The sequence below is a fragment of the Mesorhizobium sp. M8A.F.Ca.ET.181.01.1.1 genome, assembly GCF_004792025.1.
Lineage (GTDB): Bacteria > Pseudomonadota > Alphaproteobacteria > Rhizobiales > Rhizobiaceae > Mesorhizobium.
On sequence record NZ_SRTV01000005.1, the window covers coordinates 174052 to 197700 of the forward strand.

At 60.4% G+C, this 23649-nt stretch carries 17 protein-coding genes and 2 pseudogenes; 9 read left to right on the forward strand and 10 right to left on the reverse strand.

What is annotated here, in order from left to right; genetic code table 11:
* The first annotated feature begins 54 nt into the window (after positions 1-54).
* The 7 genes and pseudogenes from EN824_RS19330 to EN824_RS19360 all read left to right on the forward strand — a co-directional run bounded on the left by EN824_RS19330 (position 55) and on the right by EN824_RS19360 (position 8571).
* Entirely contained in the window at positions 55-1068 is a 1014-nt protein-coding gene (locus EN824_RS19330) for an adenosine kinase (protein WP_126063919.1), read from the forward strand.
* Positions 1069-1133: 65 nt separating this feature from the next.
* Complete coding sequence (tdh, locus tag EN824_RS19335; RefSeq protein WP_126063920.1) at positions 1134-2168, forward strand: L-threonine 3-dehydrogenase; 1035 nt, start codon at positions 1134-1136, stop codon at positions 2166-2168.
* Positions 2169-2882: 714 nt separating this feature from the next.
* Positions 2883-3051: pseudogene (locus EN824_RS36070) on the forward strand (transposase); the annotation flags it as partial.
* Between the two features lie 812 nt (positions 3052-3863).
* Positions 3864-4550 carry a response regulator transcription factor gene (locus EN824_RS19345; RefSeq protein ID WP_024505585.1) on the forward strand — a complete coding sequence of 229 codons (687 nt, stop codon included), beginning with the start codon at positions 3864-3866 and terminating at the stop codon, positions 4548-4550.
* A gap of 71 nt (positions 4551-4621) precedes the next feature.
* The gene (locus tag EN824_RS19350) at positions 4622-6043 is read left to right on the forward strand and encodes a type II and III secretion system protein family protein (RefSeq protein ID WP_050580548.1); all 1422 of its coding nucleotides are present in this window, start codon (positions 4622-4624) and stop codon (positions 6041-6043) included.
* Positions 6044-6055: 12 nt separating this feature from the next.
* Positions 6056-6616, forward strand: coding sequence for a CpaD family pilus assembly lipoprotein (locus tag EN824_RS19355; RefSeq protein WP_063169261.1), 561 nt, complete (start codon positions 6056-6058; stop codon positions 6614-6616).
* 83 nt (positions 6617-6699) lie between these two features.
* Complete coding sequence (locus EN824_RS19360) at positions 6700-8571, forward strand: acyltransferase family protein (protein WP_126080682.1); 1872 nt, start codon at positions 6700-6702, stop codon at positions 8569-8571.
* 482 nt (positions 8572-9053) lie between these two features.
* Here EN824_RS19360 and EN824_RS19365 read toward each other — a convergent pair whose 3' ends face one another.
* Positions 9054-10193 carry a porin gene (locus EN824_RS19365; RefSeq protein ID WP_126063922.1) on the reverse strand — a complete coding sequence of 380 codons (1140 nt, stop codon included), beginning with the start codon at positions 10191-10193 and terminating at the stop codon, positions 9054-9056.
* Between the two features lie 682 nt (positions 10194-10875).
* Here EN824_RS19365 and EN824_RS19370 point away from each other — a divergent pair.
* Positions 10876-11232: a hypothetical protein gene (locus EN824_RS19370; protein ID WP_024505577.1), complete on the forward strand. Its 357-nt coding sequence runs from the start codon at positions 10876-10878 to the stop codon at positions 11230-11232.
* Positions 11233-11702: 470 nt separating this feature from the next.
* Positions 11703-13029: pseudogene (gene hemN, locus EN824_RS19375) on the forward strand (oxygen-independent coproporphyrinogen III oxidase).
* Positions 13030-13263: 234 nt separating this feature from the next.
* Here the strand turns inward: hemN and EN824_RS19380 are convergent.
* The 9 genes from EN824_RS19380 to nadA all read right to left on the reverse strand — a co-directional run bounded on the left by EN824_RS19380 (position 13264) and on the right by nadA (position 23632).
* Positions 13264-14907 carry an MFS transporter gene (locus tag EN824_RS19380; RefSeq protein WP_126063923.1) on the reverse strand — a complete coding sequence of 548 codons (1644 nt, stop codon included), beginning with the start codon at positions 14905-14907 and terminating at the stop codon, positions 13264-13266.
* 173 nt (positions 14908-15080) lie between these two features.
* Positions 15081-16064 (reverse strand): beta-ketoacyl-ACP synthase III, encoded by a 984-nt coding sequence (locus EN824_RS19385; protein WP_126063924.1) that lies wholly within the window; start codon positions 16062-16064, stop codon positions 15081-15083.
* Positions 16061-17326, reverse strand: a complete 1266-nt coding sequence (locus tag EN824_RS19390; RefSeq protein ID WP_126080683.1) for an adenosylmethionine--8-amino-7-oxononanoate transaminase — start codon at positions 17324-17326, stop codon at positions 16061-16063. Before EN824_RS19390 ends, EN824_RS19385 begins: the two co-directional genes overlap by 4 nt.
* A complete protein-coding gene (bioD, locus tag EN824_RS19395) occupies positions 17326-17961 on the reverse strand; it encodes a dethiobiotin synthase (protein ID WP_063169254.1) in 636 nt (211 codons plus the stop codon). The genes EN824_RS19390 and bioD overlap by 1 nt, the downstream gene beginning before the upstream one ends.
* Positions 17958-19097, reverse strand: a complete 1140-nt coding sequence (locus tag EN824_RS19400) for an 8-amino-7-oxononanoate synthase (protein WP_024505572.1) — start codon at positions 19095-19097, stop codon at positions 17958-17960. Before EN824_RS19400 ends, bioD begins: the two co-directional genes overlap by 4 nt.
* Positions 19094-20062: a biotin synthase BioB gene (gene bioB / locus EN824_RS19405; RefSeq protein ID WP_245454882.1), complete on the reverse strand. Its 969-nt coding sequence runs from the start codon at positions 20060-20062 to the stop codon at positions 19094-19096. The genes EN824_RS19400 and bioB overlap by 4 nt, the downstream gene beginning before the upstream one ends.
* 174 nt (positions 20063-20236) lie before the next feature.
* Positions 20237-21118, reverse strand: coding sequence for a carboxylating nicotinate-nucleotide diphosphorylase (gene nadC, locus EN824_RS19410; RefSeq protein WP_024505570.1), 882 nt, complete (start codon positions 21116-21118; stop codon positions 20237-20239).
* Position 21119: 1 nt separating this feature from the next.
* Positions 21120-22661 carry an L-aspartate oxidase gene (locus EN824_RS19415; protein ID WP_024505569.1) on the reverse strand — a complete coding sequence of 514 codons (1542 nt, stop codon included), beginning with the start codon at positions 22659-22661 and terminating at the stop codon, positions 21120-21122.
* Positions 22658-23632, reverse strand: coding sequence for a quinolinate synthase NadA (nadA, locus tag EN824_RS19420; RefSeq protein WP_126063925.1), 975 nt, complete (start codon positions 23630-23632; stop codon positions 22658-22660). Before nadA ends, EN824_RS19415 begins: the two co-directional genes overlap by 4 nt.
* Between the last annotated feature and the right edge of the window lie 17 nt (positions 23633-23649).

A 23649-nucleotide genomic window follows, 5' to 3' on the forward strand; every position in this document is an offset into this window, starting at 1 on the left:
ACCACGCCCGGCCGGCGTGGCAAGAAGCCGGCTCGGGTTTTGGCGGAGATTTTGATGCCGGATTATGACGTGCTTTGCATCGGCAATGCCATTGTCGACATCATCGCCCAGTGCGACGAGGAATTCCTCGAGACCAACGGCATCATCAAGGGCGCGATGAACCTCATCGACACACAACGCGCCGAACTGCTCTACAGCCGCATGGGTCCGGCGATCGAAGCGTCCGGCGGCAGCGCCGGCAACACGGCGGCCGGCGTCGCCAGCTTTGGCGGCCGCGCGGCCTTCTTCGGCAAGGTCTCCAACGATGCGCTGGGCGAAATCTACGCCCACGACATCCATGCGCAGGGCGTCGCCTTCGGCACCACGCCGCTCAAGGGTGAGCCGCCGACGGCGCGCTCGATGATCTTCGTCACGCCCGACGGCGAGCGCTCGATGAACACCTATCTCGGCGCCTGCGTCGAGCTTGGCCCTGAGGATGTCGAAGCCGACAAGGCGTCCGGCGCCAAGGTCACCTATTTCGAAGGCTATCTGTGGGACCCGCCGCGCGCCAAGGAGGCAATCCGCCAGACGGCGAAGCTGGCGCACGCGGCAGGCCGAGAAGTGTCGATGACGCTATCGGATTCGTTCTGCGTCGACCGCTACCGCGACGAATTCCTCGACCTGATGCGCTCGGGCACGGTCGACATCGTCTTTGCCAACAGCCACGAGATCAAGTCGCTCTACCAGACATCGTCGTTCGACGAGGCGCTGGCCCAGATCCGCAAGGATTGCCGGATCGCCGCCGTCACCCGCTCGGAAAAAGGCTCGGTGATCGTGCGCGGCGACGAGACCGTGGTGATCAAGGCGACCGCCATCAAGGAACTGGTCGACACGACGGGCGCCGGCGATCTCTATGCCGCCGGCTTCCTGCATGGCTACACGCAAGGCCGCGACCTGCAGACTTGCGGCGACCTTGGCTCACTGGCAGCCGGATTGGTGATCCAGCAGATCGGCCCCAGGCCCCGTCAGAATTTGCGCCGCGAGGCCGAGCAGGCGGGGCTGACCATTCCGGACGTTCAAACGAGTTAGTGGCCTACCTTCCCGTTGTGCAGGCTATCTCGCCAGAAGCGCAATCACGGAATAGGGAAATCCTGATGTCGAACATGATGAAGGCGCTTGTGAAGGCCAAGGCCGAACCGGGCATCTGGATGGAAGAGGTGCCGGTGCCGGAAATCGGCCCCAACGACGTGCTGATCAAGATCAAGAAGACGGCGATCTGCGGCACCGACGTGCACATCTACAATTGGGACCAGTGGGCGCAGAAGACGGTGCCGGTGCCGATGGTGACGGGCCATGAATTCGTCGGCACCGTTGCCGATTTCGGCGCAGCGGTCACCGAATACAAGGTCGGCCAGCGTGTATTGGGCGAAGGCCACATCGTCTGCGGCCATTGCCGCAACTGTCGCGCCGGGCGAGGGCATCTGTGCCGCAACACACTCGGCGTCGGCGTCAACCGTCCAGGCGCCTTCGGCGAGTATCTGGCGATCCCGCAGCACAATGTCGTGCCGATCCCCGACGATGTGCCCGATGAGATTGCCGCGATCTTCGATCCCTTGGGCAATGCCGTCCACACCGCATTGTCCTTCGATCTGGTCGGCGAGGACGTGCTGGTGACTGGCGCCGGGCCGATCGGCATCATGGGCGCGCTCGTCGCCCAATGCGTCGGCGCGCGCAAAGTGGTCATCACTGACATCAACCCGGTGCGGCTGGCGCTAGCCAAGAAACTCGGCGTCCAGCATGTCGTCGACGCCTCGAAGGAGAAGCTGCGCGACGTCATGCCGGTGCTCGGCATGACCGAGGGGTTCGACGTCGGGCTCGAAATGTCAGGCGCCGCCCCCGCTTTCCGCGACATGATCGACACCATGAACAATGGCGGCAAGATCGCCATTCTGGGCATCGCGCCGACCGGCTTCGAGATCGACTGGAACAAGGTCATCTTCAAGATGCTGCATCTCAAAGGCATCTACGGCCGCGAGATGTTCGAAACCTGGTACAAGATGATCGCGCTTGTGCAGGGTCCGCTGGATGTCTCCGGCCTGATCACCCACCGCATCGGCATCGACGATTTTCAGATCGGTTTCGATGCGATGAAGAGCGGCAGTTCCGGCAAGGTGGTGATGGACTGGTAGGGATTGCCTTGGCCGCTATTCAGGAAAAGCTGACGACAGCACCTCTGGTCCGCCGGACATTTTCCAACTAGGGGAACATGGCTGGGTGGAGAGCTATGGCTCCGCTACGTGCGCTCGCTAATCATACACGGCGACGTATCGCGGCCCACCCGGTGACGGTCGATGGGGCAATTCGCTTCAGTCGATGACGGAAACCCGGTGAACCGATGCTGAGGCCCCGACGCGATCGTCTATTTCCTATGATCTGCGATTGAGGTCGAGGTGTTGCCGCTTTCAGCGGGTAAAATGCGATAGACGACTTCCGGTACCCTTCCGGTCAGCGAAAAGGAAGGCAACGAGCCGCATTGCCTCAAGCAAAATGTTACCAATAGTGTCCTGTTCCAAAGGGGATGGACAGGTCGTGCCATTCCGGTTCGGGGGAAGGATGGCGCGGCTCAGCATGGCGACACGGTGAAGCGGCGATCGTGGAGCTTTATTGCGGCGTTGACAAGCGGCGCATTCTGGATGAGTTCGAGGCGGTAACCGGCTATTATTCGCAAGCGCGCGATCCGTCTTATGAACCGTCGTGAGCAGAGGCCGTCTGCGGGCAAGAGCCGCAGCCGCTGTTACGGCAGCGATGTCCGCGACGCGCTCATCGTGTTGTGGGAGGATTCGGAGCGGCTGGGTCCGCATCGACGCTCGCGGCGGCCAGCGCCGCCGGGCAGGAATGAGTTCGCAGTTCGCCGCTCGGTGCCAGCCCGCACCTTCGGCGATTGGAAAGATCCGCCGCCCGGCTTTGTTGAGCGCATTCGGGCACGTCTTCGTCAGGGAGCTTCGTGCAGACGATGGTGCTGACCGGATTGCCGCCGGCTGGACCGATTGCATTCCGCTCCGCACGCGCGACAGCGGCAATGTGATCATGGCGATCAAGCAGGCCCGCTCCCGGTTTCGCTGACCCTGTGCTGCTGTTTGCCGGCATCCGCCCGCACAGGAAGAGCTTGTAAAAGCGGTCGGTGCGGAAATCGAGGAGCCGTTGGTCGTCGATCTTCAGCCTGAACGCGGTCGTTTGCTGGTGCCGCAAATCGGCTGTTGCATGTACATCCCTGTCAGACGTCAGTTTTCCTCGCCTATTTTGGTGTCGAGCGCGAAGTGCTCCAACCAGATTGCAAGGCTTTTTGGAAATGAGAGCGGCTTTGCGCAGGGCGCTCCGTTGTTGAGCATTCAAGCTACCAAGCCAATGACGCGCAGGTTCCACCAGGCTCGCCAGCCTTGAAGGACAGCGAAAAAAGCAGAGCACGACAGACACAACAGTGCATCAGGACGCCGCAGTCGTTGAAGATGGTGCGCTGCATCCATACCGTGGATGCATTCGATCCAAATAATCGATTTGTTCAATCAGTTTCTCGAAAGCTAACCCTACCCTCTGTGGGAATCGGGCTCTGAGCCGCGACGCTGCCTTGCGAGCGCAGGGGCTGCACGTAGGAGAGATGATGCAACGAGAAATCGCACGCGGGTTGCTGGCCTCGTGGGTTCGCCGACCGGCGTATTTGAGCCCGTCAGTTGGTCCTCACCCGCGCCTATTGCCACCGAGCGACTTGCATGTCCCTCCGACTCGGACCAGTTCCGAGAGCTGCGACGAGTTGCGCGCCGTGTGCTCCGATCAGATGGCCGCCGGTGACGCGTTCGATGGGCCGTCCCTCTTCGAGAGGAGATGAAATGCGAACGCTGCTCGTGGATCATCATGCGGATCTTGCGCGCGCCATGCGACTTGCGCTCGGGGATGGCGGCTTCGTCGTTGATGTCGTTGGTACTCTGGAACTGGCTTCGAGTGCATTTTCTTGCGCCAGCTATGAAATTCTCCTGCTGGAATTGGCTCTGCCAGATGGCGATGGCTTGGGTTGGCTGAGGCAGTTGAGGACCCACGGGCATTCAGTTCCTGCCGTCATTATGAGCAGCCTTAACGATCTCGATAAGCGAATTGCGATCTTCAACGGTGGTGCGGACGACTTTCTGCTCAAACCCATCTCTACCGATGAGCTTATTGCCAGAATGAGAGCCATTCTGCGCCGGGCGACACAGATGACCGACCTGAGGCTCGTATTTGGCAATCTCGACTTTGATCCGGTCGCCCGCCAGGTTTTCGTTGATGGGCACCCAATGATGATCGCACGTCGCGAACTCTGTATTCTAGAGCACCTGCTTAACCGGGCAGGCCGCATCGTGCCCCGTGCGCAATTGGAAGATCACCTCTATTCATTCAACGACGACGTGTCTGCCAACGCGCTTGAAGTCGGAATTTATCGTTTACGGGGACATCTGACCAGATCAGGTGCAACGCCACGGATCAAGACCATCCGAGGCATTGGTTACATCCTAGAATTGACTGACGCCTCGTCCGCATAGTTTGTCGAATCGAAAGAAGATCTATTTTGCTGATCCTTCAACATCCTTGCCATGCGCTCAATTGGCGGGCGATCGCCAACAAGGTTACAAGACCTGCAGTTCCCCGTTACCTGGGCCATCTCCTCTGCGCGCTTATTGTGACTTTCCCACTTGGTGTCGCGGCGCAAAACAAGCAGGACAAAGGCCCGCCGCATGCGGCTTCGAATAGCATCAACGCCACGCTGACCCTTTCCTCTTCGCTCGGGGAGACCGTTCATCTGCCCGCGCCAGCCACGACCATCTTTGTTGCTGACCCCACGATCGCGGATTTTCAGGCGCCATCGAGCAAAACAATCTTCGTCTTTGGCAAGAAATCGGGGCGGACCAGCCTATTCGCCTTGGATGGCAATGGCGAGCCTCTCGCCGAATTGCGTATCGTTGTCACGCAACCGATCGGGGATTTACGCGCCATGTTGCGGGAGCAGGTCGGCGACTATCCCATCCGCGTCAACTATACGCCGCGCGGCGCAATCCTTAGCGGGACGGCGCCCGACGCAGAGGTCGCCGACACCGCAAAAAGAGTCACTGAGCAATATCTGGGCGACGGAGCGCAAGTCGTCAACAACATCAAGGTCGCTGGATCCCTGCAAGTTAACCTCAGCGTGCGCGTAGCCGAAGTCTCACGCAGCGCCATGAAGTCACTCGGCGTCAACTTGTCCGCCTTCGGTCAAATCGGCAATTTCAAAGTGGGCGTTCTAAGCGGAAGCGCTGCAAGCGCTGGGTCTGGTTCAACCCAGGGTGGCGGTACAGCAGAAATCGGATTCGACAACGGTGCCGTCAACGTCAGCGCGGTTCTCGACGCGCTCGCCAAGGAGCATATAGCTTCCGTCCTGGCTGAGCCGAACCTCACCGCTATGTCGGGTGAAAAGGCCAGCTTTCTCGCGGGCGGCGAATTTCCCATTCCTGTCCTGCAGGAAAACAGGCAGGTATCGGTTGAATTCCGTCACTTCGGCGTCAGTCTGGAATTTGTGCCGACAGTTCTCAGCAACAATCAAATCAACATTCACGTAACGCCCGAAGTCAGTGAACTGTCGACGCAAGGTGCCGTGCAAATCAACGGAATTTCCGTGCCGGCAGTTTCCACGCGCCGAGCCGATACGGTCGTCGAACTCGCCAGCGGCCAGAGCTTCGCAATCGGCGGTCTAATCAGGCGGAACGTCAACAATGATGTCAGGGCCTTTCCCTGGCTCGGAGAACTGCCGATCCTGGGACCGCTTTTTCGCTCGACCTCGTTTCAAAAAGAGGAGTCAGAACTGGTCATTCTAGTTACGCCTTACATTGTAAGACCAGGCTCCAACCCAAACCAGATGAGCGCACCGACCGAGCGGGCGGCACCGGCTTTGAACGGAGGGGGCGCTCCGACGAATTCCGTGACAAGTCCCCCGCGAGACCGCGCTGCTATCCGTGCGGGCGCGCCAAGCGCCCAGGGCGGTCTCGGCTTCATCATCGAATAGTGTCATCCAAAGATGTTGCGTTTTATAATCCTCTTTGTCGCTCTGGCACCAAGCGTAAGTGGCTGCACAAGCACTACGCCAGTTGATGTCGAACCATCGGCACCAATGCTTGTCCGAGAGGAGACCACCGTCCTGACGTTGCAAAGCCTGCGCGCTTCCGAACGGCAGCGTTTGCGTGTTTTCCTAGACAAGGCCAGTCGCGGCCGGTTCGATGCCATCCACCTCCTCATCAGCGGTTCGCCCCAGCTCAGCGCAGGGGTAGCCCATCAGGCCAGGCAGTTGGCAATCGAAGAAGACAACATTCAATTGCGCGATCAACACGACGCCGGCTCAGTGCGAATTGAGGCGATTGTCTATCACGCCCGTCCGCCGGTCTGTCCCTCATATGGTGCCTTACCCAATGAAGAATCCTTCAAACAGCCGCTTGGTTGTTCGACAGGACATAACCTGGCCGTGATGGTCAACGATCCGCGCGATCTGCTCGACAATCAGGCCGTCAAGGCCGGCGATGGCGATCGTGCTTCTGTACCAGTTGCAACTTACAGAACATTCGGGACGGATAAAGGTGGCTGATACCGCCCTTATCTCGGCAGCACTCCTACCGGAGATTGAAAGCTTCCAATCGCGTCCTGATCTAAAATAAAAGGAACCGCTGGATGCAATATAGGCGCTATATCGAGGGCCTTAGGGCCGTTGCTGTACTTCCGGTCGTACTCTTTCATTTCGGAATTTCGGCGATCCCGGGTGGCTTTAGCGGGGTCGATATCTTCTTCGTCATCTCCGGCTACCTAACCAGCGGAAGCCTCCTGGATGACCTTGAACGCGGCCAATTTTCCATCGTCAACTTCTACTGGCGCCGTGCCCGGCGCATTCTGCCGGCGCTCGTCTTTGTGATGCTTCTCACCTGCATTGCAGCATTGTTCATTCTTCTGCCACCGGATCTGCGCGGATTCAGTCTTAGCATCATAGCTACCTCGACCTTCTGGTCGAACGTTTTCTTCTGGAAAACGTCAAGTTACTTCTCTATCGATGCCGCGCTTCTACCACTGTTGCACACTTGGCCGCTTTCCGTAGCGGAGCAGTACTACATCTTCGCACCAATCCTGATGTTCCTAATCTATCGCTACATCGGGAAGCGCTGGCTGACGACACTTCTTCCGATAATTCTCTGCAGCTTCGTAGTGGCGGTGATGGCGACATCGCTGGCACCCACCGCCGGATTCTATCTGCTGCCGACCCGAATCTGGGAACTCATGTTGGGCGCCCTGCTCATGCTCAAATGCCCCTCGCCGCTGGGCAACCGATTCCTGATGGAGTCGGTGGGGGTGGCCGGATTTGGCCTTCTCGCCATCGGGTTCTTCGCGATTTCGGCGAGTGATCCGTTCCCAGGCTACAACGCCTTGTATCCATGCATCGGAACGGCCCTTCTGATCTATGTTGGCCAAAATACCCCCTCGACGGTCGCCACCCGCATGCTCGAAGTCCGGCCGCTGGTCTGGATTGGGCTCATCTCGTATTCGTTGTATCTTGTTCACTGGCCTCTCAATGCGTTCGCGCACTATCTTTCGTTCCAAAAACTCGATCCGTTGATGACCGGTGCGATGTTGGTGGCAAGCCTCGCATTGGCTGCATTCTCCTGGAAGTTTGTAGAGCAGCCGTTTCGACAGAAGAGGGCCTTCACCTCCCCGGGGCCTATCTTCGCCTTTTCAGCGCTCGCGATCGTTGTCCTTTGTGCCGGCGGAGCGGCGGGGGCGCTCGGCAATGGCTTTCCGCAACGGTTTCCGGACTATGTCCAGCGGCGCATTTCCGTCGGGGACTGGAGGAATGGCATCTGTTTCAACGAGGGCACCAGCCGGATCGAAAGCTGGAATATGGAGGATTGCACGCGCACCAGCGGTTTTCCAACAACGGTTTTTTTGTGGGGCGACTCCTTCGCCGCGCACTATGTTTCCGGCTTGGGTGCTAACATAAATCGATTGCAGGCGAACATCGTTGAATATACGTACGCCAGCTGCGCGCCGATACTCTATTACTACCCTTACGATCGTCTTGATTGTGTCCGGTTCAATCGCAAGGCCTTGGACGTCATCTTGGAAGCGGACATCAAGACGGTTATCCTCAGCGGTAGATGGAGTGACTATGAGGTCAGAGGTTTCGACGGTCTTCAGCAAACAATCGCTACGCTTCGTGCCCTGGGCGTGCGCGTGTTTGTCATCGGCCAGTCTCCGCAGTTCCCAACTGACGTCCGGAAAATTGCGTTCTTCGCCAAGCGCCAAAATCTGGACGATACGTCCTGGCCGATCGCGATGGACCCCGACATCAACGAACGTGTGCGCTCATTTACCAAAGGCGCCACATTCATCGATCCGCTGAAATTCCTGTGCAGCGCAGGACGCTGCGCCTATTCCGATAGAGGAGAGTTTTTATATTTCGACTATGGTCATTTCTCTTCAGCCGGCGCCACACTGGCAATCTCGAAATACTGGCCGGCTTTTGGCAAGGACAATGCTCTTCCTAAGACGAAGTAGCGGCTCAGCGGCTGACAAGCACCAGTACGGGTCCCAGTGATAGCTCCTGCTTCCGCAGCAGCCGCGACGATGGAGCTGTTCAGGTTTAAGGCCCCCCGATAGTGACCTAGGATGGGTGCTGCCACGCGGCTCGGACTCAGCGTGCATTATCACGTAAATGTTGAGAGAATGAATGGCGCCGCGAAGGGCAATTCCAGCCGTCCAAAGCGACAGGCGTGTCGCGGCCTCGACATTGCAGTGGCGCTTACCTAACACGGCCTCACACTGCCCTCTAAGCGGCCCCGAATTTGAACTGACGGCCCCTGGCCGGTTCATCGGGCAGGTCAAGGGCTAGGTGTAGTACACAGGGCTCATAACTTTCAGTTTCTAGTTGGTACGATGGGCCGTGGACGGTCGATGCAGACTTCAAGATGGCGAACGAAGCTCTCCATGCGTGCGTTGTCGAGGCAAGTGCCTTTGCCATGCTCGCGACTGGAGAGATTTCAAAATGAGCCTTGTAAGCGGAGAATGCCGCCGACGCTGTTCGGCTTGCTCGTGCCCTTGACGGCGGTAGGCTCGGCAGGGCCGAGGCCAGAGTTGCCGTAGTGGTCGTAATCGACCTCGGCTGTGACCGTGAAGCCGGGAACGACCATGTAGGCGACGTTTGCAGCCACACCAGCATCCTTGAGCTGATCACCCGAGACCTGAAGGTTGAACGAAGTTTTCTCGTCAAACTCGTAGGTGGCGCCCGCCCAGAAAGCCCACTGGCCGTTCCAGATTTTGTACGAGCCGCGCCCATGATTGGCAATTGCGCCGTTTGAGTCCTCGTTGAGACTGGCATTGGAACCGTAGCCGAAGAGTCCAAACAGCGACAGCTGGTTTGTGACAGCGACGTCGACGCGGATCTTGCCGGCAAAAGCTTCGTAATTGCTGTCATAAGCCGCGACGCCGGTGATCGAGCCCCAGCCTTGCGTGTATTTCAAGCCGGCGACAACGTGCGGAATATAGCTGTCGATAGTACCGGCTGAGCCCGATCCTTGTTCGAGCGAAATCACAGTCGAAATGCCGTTGCCGGCGTCGAAGTGGTACTGAGCCACGTTGGTGTCGAAGCCGGCCGACGGAACGAGCATACTATCGAGAACGTCGCCAGCGTAGCTTACAAACGTATCGAAGGCCGACCCCTCCTTGCCAACTCGCAGGCCTCCCAGCTCGACCCAGGCAGAAGCCAGTGCGAGGCCGCTGTTGAAATCATAGTTCTGAGGACTGTCATGCGAGTTAGCGCTGTTGCCAAAATTCACGTGGGTTTCGGTATAGGTCGTCAACGCGCCGAGCTCGGTCTGCTGGCCGGTCCAAGTTTTGAACGTGAAGCGTGTGCTGTTTCGCCAAGTGCCTTGGTCCTCGCCAGTTCTCACGTCCGAGGTTCTTGCGCTGTCATACGATCGGACGTCACCCAGGCCGATATCGTAACGGACATAGCCGCCGATGCGCAGGCAGGTCTCGGTGTTGGGAATATAGGAATATCCCGAGCCGAGGACGTCGCAGATCTTGATGTACTCGGCCGGTTCCCGCTCGGCGCCAGCTGCTCGACCGACGGAAACGGTCATCAGAGCAGTTAAGCCGAGAAGAGGACTCTTGATGTACATGTCTAGATCTCCATGAAGGAATAAAAAGGATAGAGGCGAAAGAGCAAGCTTTTCCTCTAAATTTTGTGCGTGTTGTCTCCAATATGTGGACGCCAAAGCGCTTGACACGAGAGGTGAGCCAGCGTAAAAGCCACATGTACTTATAATAGTGTTTTCTGTTAGGAGATTCATTATCGTTTACATGTGAAACACTCCGGTCGGACCGCTGCAGCTCTCCGAAATAGAGCAGCAAGCGACATGCCAACCTGAAGCGTAAATGCGGCCGACACCAAAATCGGGCCGACGCGCCTTCGTCTCGCTGGAATCACTTTTTTTGAGGGTCACTGCGAAAAGCAATGTGCGACACGGTTCGCCATGTTCGATATGTGACAGTCTCGTTTAACAGCGACGGCTTCCCGTCTGACCGCAACGGAGGCCGCGCCATGCGCTACCGAGAAGGATCACTGCGCGTACGCTCCGCAAGGGCTGCGCCAGGAACAGAGGGCGTGCGCGTCCGAGGCGTCGCATGGTGGCCGCAGCACCTTTTCGCCGCTGTAAGTTCGCCGTGCAGGTACATTGCGCGGCCGGAAGCGAGAGGGAGCGCACCCTGAAACGGCTGCCTACGGCTCGCCTCGAGTAATTGGCGATGAACAGCATTCTCGAGAACTTAGTCTCGACGGAAAGAGCAACGAAAGGAAGCCGCTTGGACGAGCACGATCCGAAGGAAGAACCGATCGAGACCATTTTCCGCAACGGCACAATCACTGCCGTGGGTATCCTGCTTGCCTTTTCGCTCGGCTTCCTCACTCATTGGGCCGCGAACCCCTTGCCATGGCAACTCTACGATCTGTTCGCCGTAGTGCCGATCCTGCTCGGCATCGCACTGCAGATGAGAGCGCTGTCCATGCTGCTCGACATGAGTTCCTTGCGGCGCCCCATCTACGAACGCGCCAATCGCATTTTCATGGTCGGCCTCATCCAGACCGCGTGTGGCGTCGGCATGGCCATCTTGGTCGATCTTTTCGGGATATCGGTAGGGGGCACGCTGCCCGGCGCTTGACGACAAGCCACACCGCCGCTCTTCGCTCGAAGCGACGTCAAGCCGGGGAACCTTGTGCACCCCCTAGCGGCGTCCTCCTTTCATCAAATGAGCCGACGTCAGCTTTAGAGCGTCTCGGTGGCTAAAGCCGGTATGGTTTTTCGGCCGGCAGGGAAGGCCGCTGGCTGGACCTGGATGGCGTCTGAACGAGGCTTGACAGGTCCGTTGCGTCGGACATGAATTTCGCATTGCAAAGTTCTTCCGCAGACGCCTCAAGCACACTGCACTGGCGTCACGTACTACTCAGACGTTGAATGCGGCACCGCACCATCACCTCAGGCGCAACCATGGCACGCGCGCTCCCCGGCGTGGTTGACCCCATCCTGTCCAAACGAGACTGCGACATAAGCGGGACGCACTGACTTAGGTCAGAGACCAGGACGAGCGCGCAACGAAAGAATGATGGATCAGCGACGTGGGATGACAGCTCCTTGCACACCTCAATCCTGACAAAGTACCGGGACCCCCGGCCGCCTTGGTATACCATCTATCCGACTGTGCCAGACTTCTCTGCGGCAGTTGGTGCTGACGATTATGAGGAATGGCTGGGGGGCCTCCCGGCCGACGAATCGGTGTCGCTCTATTTCCACATTCCGTTTTGCCGATCCATGTGCTGGTATTGCGGCTTCCCTACCGCGGTCATCCGTCGCAACGGCCCGATCCTTAATTATTTAGCGGTGCTGCGTCAGGAGATCAGTTTGGTGTCGGAGCAAGTGCGGCAAGGGCTGCCGGTGAGCGATGTGCATTTCGGCGCGGAACGCCTCACCTTATCGGGCCAGCCGAGCACTTGGCGCTGATGGAATTTCTACGCCGCCACTTCGCTTTCAGCAAAACTGCTGCGATCACCGTGGAGATCGATCCCCGAACGTTCACACCGGAAATGGCCGAAGCCTTGGCAGCTAACGGTGTCAACCGCGCGAGCATCGGCGTGCAGAGCTTTGATCCCGATGTGCAAAGGCGATCAATCGGATCCAGAGTAAGGTGCAGACGGCCGCTGCAGTCCAAAATCTCCGCCGGCATGGCGTTGGCCATATCAACTTCGACCTCATCTTCGGTCTACCGAAACAGACTGTGCAGTCCTGCATCCAGACCGCGATGGCTGCGGTCGCCATGCGCCCCAACCGGCTTGCGGTGTTCGGATACGCGCATATTCCTTCCGTGATAAAGAACCAGCGCCTATCGAGCAGGCAGGTCTACCGGACGGCGATCTTCGCGCCGAACAGGCTGCAGCTGTCGCCGAGACACTGGTTGGCGCTGGCTACCGGGAGATCGGGCTCGATCATTTCGCTCCGCCGGACGACGAACTCGCGCTAGCGCAGAAGACCGGGCGCGCCTACGGCGTAATTCGCTGGGATACTCGGCCGATACTTGCAAAACGTGATCGGCTTAGGCGCGTCGGCTATTGGCCGAGTCCGCGAGGGGTATGTTCAGAACGAAGTAACACGGGATTCTTACGCCCGGCACATCGCAAGTGGACGTCTGGCGACATCAAAGGGTCACCGTCTGACCGACGATGACCGGGTGCGCGCAGCGATCATCGAGCGACTGATGTGCGATTTGGAGGCCGACGTGCCGACCATCTGTGCCGCCCACGAAATCGAACCAGCTCGTTTTCTCGATTCAGTTGAGAGTTTGGTGACGCTGGCTGAGGAGGGGATCCTGGACGTCGAAAACGGCTTCATCCGCGTGCGGCCGGAGCACCGCTTTGTTGTTCGCGCCGTTGCTGCTGCATTCGATGCTTTTCTCGCGAATCGATGAGTTGAGGCCACGACGCCGAAAGGCATCAAACCTTGTTTGGCGCTCGTCGGCATGGGCTCTCGCAGAAGACTCCGCAAGCGTATGCAGGGGACTTCCACTTGACGCCGCGTTCACCATCATCTCGCCTGGGTGCGCGCGAAAGCGCACAACCCGGAGCACGCTGCTCTCGGTGTGAGGCTGTGCTCTGCAAAGCACCGGTGATCCACCCTGTCCCTGGACAGCAGCTTGATGGCGTCATCTTGGAGGACGAGAAAAGATTGTCGAGGTACGGGTACGAATTGCCTCGGTCGTCCGTTCAATCGAAAGCACTGTCTGCGGAGGCACCTCTCCTTCATGCAGTGACAGGAGATGCTGGGCGACTTCCTTATCTGCTGCGGTGAGTCGATGATTTAGGCGGAGAAAGTCCATCCAGGTGGGGGTGCGGAATGTCTCCGTCCAAAGTGACGGTGTTTGCAGATTTCGCTGGAGCGTCCAGTTTCGTGCACCGGCACGGCTCTGGACGTGTCGCCGCGTGCGCATGGAGCCCAGAAAGGCCTCGATATTTTCCTCCGATATCAAATACTCGACCTTGGCCACGATAGGGCCACTTCTGGGTTTCAGATCGAGAGCCACGTCCGGCGGATGAAAAACTGAACTTTCTTGATCGGTTTCTTCCCAGGGACGGACCGGCAACACGATCCCCGCTGCTGCAACCAGCAACAGAGCGCCTGCGGCGCCCTCCAATGCTAAGGTCAAGGAATAGTTTTGCGCGACAGAACCCCAGATCCAGCTGCCAGCAGCCATACCGCCTGCGCTCAAGGCGTAGTAAATGGAGAGCGTGCGGCCTACAACCCACCTTGGGCTTGCCAACTGCACCGACACGTCAATGCCCGTCCAGGTGATAAGCCAACCCGCTCCGCCGAGCGCCAGCGAAATGGCCGCCACAGGAATCGACGATGTAAGGGCAAGGGAGAGGCAACAGACTGCACAAGCCACAGAGGCGAAGGCCACCAGCCTGTTTTGAGACGTGACCTTCCTCAAGAAGCCGTTGCCCATGCCCGCGATGAAAGCACCCATGCCGAAGCCGGCCAATAAGATACCGTAGACAATTGGCCCACTCTTCAACTGATCCCGGACGACGAGGGGGAGCAACGCCAGAATGGAGATGCTTGCCAATCCGAAAAGAGCGGCTCGGGCGGTCGCTGCCCTGATCTCCAAAGACATCGCAGTAAAGCGCACTCCGTCATGAATTGCCGTCGTCATTCTCTCACGAGGGAGAGGCGAAGAGCGGACCTCCCATTTGGTGCGCCATATCGCGCTTATGGGCGCCAGATCACTCACCGCAGCCAAGGCGAAAGCGGCCAGCGGCCCAAAGACGGCCAGGATCACGCCCCCCAAGGCCGGACCAACGCTGCGCACAATGTTGTATCCGACGGACATAAGCGTCACTGCGGCCGGAATGTCGCGTTTGTGAAGGATATCGCCGACCGAAGCGTGCCAAGCCGGATCATTCAAGGCAAAGCCGCAGCCGGCCAGGAAACCTAACCCGAGAATCAGCCAAGGACTGACAAATCCCAGACCCACAGAAATCATCAGCGTCGTCGACGCCGATGCTATCAGGCAGTGTCCCGCAAACATCACCCACCGGCGGCTGAAGTTGTCGGCAATGGCTCCGGCGAAAACTGAGAGGAAGAACACCGGCAATGTGGATGCGGCCTGGACGAGTGCCACCATGAGGTCGGACGCTGAAATCGTTGCCATAAGCCAACTGATGGCGACCGTTTGCACTAGCCAACCGAGGCTGGAAATCTGGGTGGCCGCCCAAATTGAGCGAAACACCTTGTTTCGAAATGGGGCGAGCGTCTTTGAAACGGGCGGTTGAGGATTTTCGCTCTGCATGAGGTATTGCTGGCCTTCGATGAGCGCTGCGATTTGAGCAAGCGGGTCGATACTTAGACATCGCGGAGCACCGCACGGAACCCAGCTCTATGGAGCTTGCCGGCGACTATTTACGTATTGAGCCATTCTCATAGTCTCATTCATGAGCAGTCCTGTGCGCAAGCATTGCTTTGCTAAATTCCCACCACAAGCGCGCCGCCGCTGAGACCCGCACCCGCTGCCGCCAAGAGGACTTTCTCGCCAGGCCGAAACGGCTGCGCCCGATGGGCCAGCGACAATGAGAGCGGGATCGTCGCGGCGGAAGAGTTGCCATATTCGGCGATCGTCTTGACGATCGAGTGATCAGCGATGCCGAGGTTCCTGCCGACCGCGTCGAAAATGCGCGCATTGGCCTGATGCGGCACGAAACGATCGAGGTCTTGCGGCCTCAGTCGGGCAGCAGTGAGCGCATCTCTCGAGCAGGCGGTCATCATCTCCACGGCCTTGCTGAATACTTCACGGCCGTCAGTGATCGTCATCCGTGTCTGCGCGAGGTCGAGGTCGGCATGGAACGGAGTGTTGCTTCCCCCGGCGGGAATCTGGATTAGCCCGTAGCGCGAGCCGTCGGAATCCACCGAAGCGCCGAGAATGCCTCGATCCGGGTCATCGCAAGGACTGATCACCATGGCGCCGGCGGCATCGGCAAACAGCACGGCGCTGGCGCGCTCGGCCAAATTGATGCGGTGGCTGAGGATGTTGGCGGCGATGACAAGGCTCGCTTTGCCGTGCAGGCGGGTGAACCCGTCGGCGAACATCAGCGCATAGATGAAGCCGGCGCAGGCGCCGGTCAGGTCGATCGCTCCGGCGCGGCCTAGCCCCAGCCGATGTGCGACCAGCGGCGCGCTTGGCGGCAGAAGGTGATCGGGCGTCGACGTGGCGAGCAAGAGTAGACCGACGTCGCCGCGGTCGATACCGGCATTGGTCAGCGCCATGTCGCCGGCAGAGGCGGCAAGGCCCGACAGCGTGTCTTCGTCTGTTGCCCAGAAGCGCGAGCGAATTCCGGTGCGCCGCTCGATCCAGCCGGGCTCAAGCCCGAGCCGGTCTTCGATTTCCGGGTTCTCGACCTTGCGCGCCGGCGCATGATGGCCGAAGCCGAGAACGCGCGACGATAGGTTCATGGCCGCGAGCCGAAGCGTTCGCCGGCCTCCTCTATCGCGTCATAGAGCCCGCCCAATTCGTCGCTGGTGATGCAATAGGGCGGTAGAAGATAGAGGACATTGCCGAGCGGGCGCACAAGTAGCCCCCGCTCAAGGAAAAAAGCGCGCAGTTTTGGCCCGATCTCGGCCAGATAACCGGCTGAGCCGGTGCGTAGGTCGAGTGCCGCGATGGTGCCGGTTGTCCGGCAGTCGGTGAAATATGGATTGACCCGGAAGCGTTGCAGCCCGGCGGCCTGCCTCGCGCTCAAGACCGCGATCCGCTCGGCCACCGGCTCGTCACGCCAGATCTCGACATTGGCAAGTGCTGCCGCGCAGGCGATCGGATTGGCGGTGTAGGAGCTCGAATGGAAAAACGTCTTCTTGCGATCCTCCGAAAAGTGAGCGTGGAAGATGGCATCGGTGGCGATCGTGGCGGCCAGCGGGATGGTACCACCGGTCAGACCTTTCGAGGTGCACAAGATGTCGGGCGAGACGGACGCCTGTTCGCAGGCAAACATGGTTCCGGTGCGCCCCCAGCCGGTCATCACTTCATCGGCGATCAGCAGCGTGCCGGAGGCTTCGGCGATCCTCTTCAATTCGGCAAGAACCCAGGCCGGATACATCAGCATGCCGCCGGCGCCAAGCACCAGCGGCTCGACGATCAGCGCGGCTGCGCGCCGGTCGCGGCTAACGGCCTCGAACCGATCCAGCGTTTCCTGCTCGCGCCCGGCGGCCGGGAAGGGGATGGCGTCGACCTCGAACAGCAAAGGATCATAGGCGGCGTTGAAGACGCCGCGGGCGCCGACGCTCATCGCCCCGATCGTGTCGCCATGATAGCTGTGCTCCATGACGGCGATGCGCGAACGCGGCGCGCCGATGTTGCGGAAATAGCCGAGCGCCATCTTCAGCGCGACTTCGACTGAGGTGGAGCCACTGTCGGAATAGAACACCCGGTCGAGGCCGGCGGGTGCGATGCCGATAAGCGCCTCGGCCAGCCGTTCGGCCGGCTCGTGGGTGAAGCCCGCGAAGATGATCTGGTCGAGGCTCGACGCGGTCGTCTCGATGGCCTTCATGATGCGGGGGTGGCGATGGCCATGGGTGACGACCCACCAGGAAGAAATCGCATCGAGGATGCGGAAGCCGTCGGCCTTGTGGAGATAGGCGCCTTCAGTCAGCACGATTTCAGGGACCGAGGGCTCTAGCGCGTGCTGCGTGAACGGATGCCAGACTCGAGACTCCGCCATCAGTCGCCTCCGGCAATCATGGCCAGGTCGAAGCCGGAAATCATTGCATCTCTCAACGTTTCACCCGTCAGCGGACCGAGGTGCGGCAGCCTGCCCAGCTGCGGCACGCCGCCGAATTCCACGATTGTCCTTTGTGTATCGGCCACCTCTTCGCCAATGAAGGCAATGCCGATGAGCGGGATGGAGCGGGCTCTCAGGGCCTCGATCGACAACAGCGTATGATTGATGGTGCCAAGCGCGGTGCGGGCGCACAGTATGACCGGCAGCCGCCATTGTTCGAATATGTCAATGAACCTTGTCTGTCGATTGAGCGGCACCATCAGCCCGCCGGCGCCTTCGATGACGAGCGGTGTCGGCAGGACCGGAAATGAAAGATCGTCGGCCTCGATCGCGACGCCGTCGATTTCGGCTGATCGATGCGGCGACAGCGGCATCGTCAGTCGATAGACTTCGGGCAGCACGCGTCCGTCGGGCAAGCCGGAAAGCCGGGCGACGACCTCGCTGTCGGTCTCCTCGTTGAGGCCCGATTGCACCGGCTTCCAGTAGAAGCCGTCGAGCAGCCCGGCAAGTCCGGCCGAAAACACTGTCTTGCCAATTCCAGTGTCTGTTCCGGTGACGACGATGCGTTTGGTCATGCTGTGGCCAACACTCCGACGAGAGCCTCGACCATGGCGGAAATGTCGGCTTCGTCGACGTTGAGAGTCAGCGAAATGCGCAGGCGCGACGTACCCTCAGGCACTGTCGGCGGGCGAATGCCGCGTATGTCGAAGCCGCGTGCCTGCAGTCCTGCCGCCACCGCCATGGTGCGGCTGTTATCGCCGATCACAAGCGGCTGGATCTGCGAACCGCTGGGCATCACGCCGCAGCGTTCGGCCAATTGCCGGCTCGCGAAAGCGACACGCTCGTGCAACTGAGCACGACGCATAGGCTCGTCAGACAGAATAGTCAGCGCCTCACGTGCCGCGACTGCCATCAGCGGCGATGGTGCGGTCGCATAGATGAATGGCCGGCACCGGTTGATAAGATAGTCGCACAGTGTTCGCGGTCCGGTAACGAGCGCGCCGGATGCGCCAAGCGCCTTGCCGCATGTGTGGAGCGTGACGATGTTGTCGCGGCCTTCATACGCGGCGGCCAGTCCCCGGCCGTCCGGTCCCCAGACGCCGGTGGCATGCGCTTCATCGACGACGATGAATGCCTGGTACCGATCAGCCAGCGCGACCAGGCTCTCCATCGGCGCACGGTCGCCATCCATGCTGTAAAGGCTTTCGAAGGCGATCCACACCCGCCCCATGCCGCCTTCGGCGCGCCAGCGGGTGATTGCGTCCTCGACAGCGTCGACGTCGTTGTGCGCGGCCAGCTTGAACTCAGCGCGCCCGGCCTGGGCACCCTCATGCATGCTGGCATGAGCGAGCTCGTCGAGGACCAGCAGGTCGCCTTTCTGCGGCAGGGCCGTCAGCAGAGCGAAGTTGGCGATATAGCCGCTGCCGAAGAACAGTGCACGCTCGGCTCCGAAAAATGCCGCTGCGTCCGCCTCCAGTTGCTCATGTTCCGGTGCATTGCCGCGCAACAGCCGCGATCCGGTGGCGCCCACTGGCGTGCCCCGCGCAATCGCCGTCGAAACCGCATCGCCCAGTCTTTTGGAGGCGGCAAGTCCGATATAGTCGTTCGACGAGAAGTCGAGCCCGGCGCGCGGTGCGAGCGTCCGCAACCGGTCCTTGCGCCCCAGTCCCCGCAAGGTTGCGTCATAGCGGGCAAGAATTGCCTCCTTCATTGCGTGGCGAGTTCCATAGGCTCAATGCCGAGGCGCCGGAACAGAAGGGTATCCTTGTCCTCGCCGGGATTTCCCGCCGTCAGCAGCGTGTCGCCGACAAAGATCGAATTGGCCCCGGCAAAGAAGCACAGCGCCTGCGTTTCGTCGCTCATCGCCGTCCTGCCGGCGGACAGCCTTACATAGGATTTCGGCATCATCACCCGCGCGAGCGCAACGATGCGGACGAAATCGATCGGATCGATGGCGTCGGCCGCGGCAAGCGGCGTGCCTTCGATGGGAATAAGCATGTTGATCGGCACGCTTTCCGGCGGCTCGGGCAGGTTCGCGAGCGTGACCAGCATGTCGATGCGATCGGTCTTTTCTTCTCCCATCCCGACAATGCCGCCGCAGCAGACTTTCATCCCAACCGCGCGCACGTGCCCAAGCGTTTCCAGCCGGTCGGCAAAAGTCCTGGTTGAAATAACCTCGCCATAGTAGCGCTCAGAGGTATCGATGTTGTGGTTATAGTAGTCGAGACCGGCCTGCTTCAGGCGAGCAGCTTGCTCAAGATCGAGCATGCCGAGCGTCATGCAGGTCTCCATGCCGAGGGCCTTGACGCCCTCAATCATGGCGACCACAACCTCCATGTCGCGCTCCTTGGGACTTCGCCACGCCGCGCCCATGCAATAGCGCGTTGCGCCGCCATCACGCGCCATGGCCGCTTCGTCGATGACATGCTTGACGTCCACCAGCTTCGACGCCTTCACACCGGTTTCGTAATGCGCAGACTGGCTGCAATAGCCGCAATCTTCGGGGCACCCGCCGGTCTTGATGCTAAGGAGCCGCGACAGCTGCACTCGGTTTCGATCGAAGTTCTGGCGGTGGATCGTCTGAGCTAGGAACAGCAGATCGTTGAATGGCATGCCGTAGATGGCCTCGGCCTCTTTGCGGTTCCATCGCGGAGGCGTTCCATCGACCGATTGCATGGTCTGGTTCACGTCGAACTCCGAGTTCATTCCAATCGTCATCGTCAAACCTTTGTTTGCTAGTCCGGTACGCCTTCTTGGCTTTGGGGCGCACTCGCTAAAGGCGAGCTGCGGCACGTCTTTCCAGCACCTCCTACGCCTGCCGAGCTGATGTTGCTCCTCACGCCGTAATCCTCAGTTCAAGTGCTTGCAGATGTTCTGGTGGTCCGGCATGTCCAGGCCGATGTCGAGGATCGGGGCGCTGTGCGTCAGCCAACCCATGGAGATGAGATCGACACCGGTCGCCGCAATCGCCGCCGCCGTTTTCGGCATCACCCGACCGGACGCCTCGGTGATCGTACGGCCATCCACTATAGAAACCGCGCGGGCAAGATCCTCGACCGACATATTGTCGAGCAGCACCGCGTCAACACCAATCGCGAGCGCTGCATCGAGCTGCTTCAGCGTGTCGACCTCGACCTCGACCTTCACCATATGCCCTGCTGCGGCGCGCGCCCGCTCTATTGCTGTGCGGATATCGCCGGCGATCGCGATGTGGTTGTCCTTTATGAGCACGCCGTCATCGAGGCCGAACCGGTGATTGGCACCGCCGCCGACGCGCACGGCGTATTTCTCCAATGCCCGCAGCCCGGGCGTCGTCTTTCGCGTCGATACAATCCTCGCCTTGTGACCGCGCACGGCCTCAACCATGGCCGCTGTGGCAGTGGCAATGCCGCTCAGCCGGCATAAGAAATTGAGGGCCGTGCGTTCGGCCGTGAGCAGGCCTCGTGCGGGTCCGGACAATCTTGCAATGGTTTCCCCGGCCCCAACCTCGCTGCCATCAGGGCGCCAGATCTGGATGTTGATCGCCGGTTCCACGAGAAGGAAGGCATACGAGACCAGATCGAGCCCGGCAACGACGCCCGCCTGCCTCGCTTTGAGCACCAACGTGGCAGTGCAATCATACGGGATAACCGCATCGGTGGTCAGGTCGCCGGATCTGCCCAGGTCTTCGAGGAGCGCAACGCGCACAATCGGTTCGATCAGGGTCGCGGGGAGGGGGGAGAATGAAGTCATATCAAGTGCTCCGTATGGTAGCCCGGCAATCGAGTGCGGCCGCGGCCCGCATTGCGCTGTGCAGTGTCAGCCGTGATGGGCGCACGTTGGCATCGTGGAGCGGGAAATCGGACCGACAGTGCGCGCCTCGACTCTCTTCCCGCCTCAGGGCCGCCGCGGCGATCATCAGTGAGACCAAAGCCGGACCAGAGGCAGCGACACTATTGGCTGCGATCGGCAGCAGGGTCGCCACCGCTTCGCGCATTGCCTCGCCGTCGCGGATGATACCCAGGGCGGCGGAGACAATCGGGCGGACCACGGAAGCGTCTGGTCGTGGAGGGACGAATGTGGAGCATCTGCGCGGTCGCCGGGTATACGACGTGCCGGCAACGCTTTCGGCAACCCAGCTCGCGGTGACCGCCGCTTCGGTGAGCGAGTTGCTGGCCAGGCGGTTGGCGCCGTGCAGGCCGGTACAGGCCACCTCACCGCAGGCCCACAATCCCTCGATGGAGCTGCGGCCGGCGCTGTCTACGGCGACGCCGCCCATGTGATAATGTGCCGCCGGGCGCACCGGGATCAGGTCGGTCGCGGGGTCGATTCCTGCGCTCCGGCACAATTCGGCGATGCCTGGAAAACGCTTGCCAAATCTCGGGCCGAGACTTTGCCGTGCGTCCAGGAATACGCGGCGTCCAACGGCAAGCTGGTGCCAAATGGCGCGCGCTACGACGTCGCGAGGCGCAAGTTCACCGCCAGGTGTGTCGGCGAGGAAGCGCTCTCCTCGCTCATCGATGAGCACCGCGCCTTCGCCACGCACGGCTTCGCTCACCAGCGGCATCGGCCGGCGCGGACCGTCGAGCGCAGTTGGATGGAACTGTATGAATTCCAAGTCGGCGAGTTCCGCCCCCGCCCATGCGGCGAGCGCCAGCCCGTGACCCCATGAGCCAGCGGGGTTTGTCGTGTCGCAAAACAGCCCGCCGACGCCGCCGGTCGCCAGCACCGCGCGACGCGTGGGCAGAGCGAGCGCGCCGGCTCGTCCTGCTGCGACCACGGCGATGACCGACCCGTCCTGCACGACCAGCCGGCGGACCTCCACATTTTCGATAATGGTGATCGAGGCTGTACGCCGAACCGCGGCGACGAGCGCGCGCACCAACTCGCGACCGGTGGCGTCGCCGGCTGCATGCACAATTCGCCGTCGCGAGTGTGCCGCCTCGAGCCCAAGTCGCAACGCGCGGTCAGGGTGCTGGTCGAAGTCGACGCCGAACCTTTGGATCGTCCTAATCGCTTCGGGTGCAGCTCGTACCACTCGCCGCACCGTGGCCTCATCGCAGAGTCCGTCGCCGGCAGCTATCGTGTCGCAAAGGTGAAAATCTGGGCCGTCGTCGCCCCCGAGACTTGCCGCAAGACCGCCCTGGGCAAGTTCACTGCAGGCTCCGGTTCCAAGCGGCGCGTTGGTCAAAAGCACGACCGGTTCCGGCGCCAGATGAAGCGCCGTCATCAGGCCGGCAATGCCGCCGCCGATGACGACCGGCGCCCCGGCGATGTCGCGAACCTCCAGACTCATAGGGAAAGCATGCGCTCGACCGCGCGGCGGGCGGGGCCGGCAATTTCGGGATCAATCCGGACCTCATGCCGGTTCTGCTCGAGTGCGGCGCGAATGTTGGCCAGGTTGATGCGCTTCATGTGCGGGCACAGATTGCATGGGCGAACGAACTCGACGTCGGGATGCGCGACCGCGACGTTGTCGCTCATCGAACATTCGGTCAGAAGGACGACACGCGTCGGTTTCTCACGCTCGACATAATCCGACATCGCCGCGGTCGAGCCGGAGAACTCCGCCTCCGCGACAACGTCTGGTGGGCATTCTGGATGGGCCAGCACGATGACGCCTGGATGGGCATCGCGCAGTTCCCGGATGTCTGCTGCGGTGAAGCGCTCATGCACCTCGCAATGGCCTTTCCAGGCGATGATCTCGACGTCTGTATCGGCTGCCACGTTCCTCGCCAGATATTCGTCCGGGAGCATCAGCACACGCGCCACGCCAAGCGATTCCACCACCGCCTTGGCGTTGCCGGACGTGCAGCAGATGTCGGACTCCGCTTTTACGGCGGCGGAAGTGTTGACGTAAGTAACAACGGGGACCCCCGGATACCGCAGCCGCATTAGCCGCACGTCGTTTGCCGTGATCGATTCGGCCAGCGAGCAGCCGGCGCGGAGATCCGGGATGAGCACGGTCTTGTTCGGATTGAGCAGTTTTGCCGTCTCGGCCATGAAATGAACGCCGGCAACCACGATGATGTCGGCGTCGACCGTCACCGCCTTGTGGGCCAACGCCAGGCTGTCGCCGACGATGTCTGCCACGCAATGAAAAATTTCGGGCGTCTGGTAATTGTGCGCCAGCACCACCGCATTGCGCTCACGCTTCAGCGCTAAGATGGCTTCAATATCGCCGGCGAACGCGAGCCATTCAACGGGTGGGATCACCCGCCGGACACGCTCATACAGGGACGCAGCCATAGGTAACGCCCCAGTCATTGGCGCCTCGATTATAT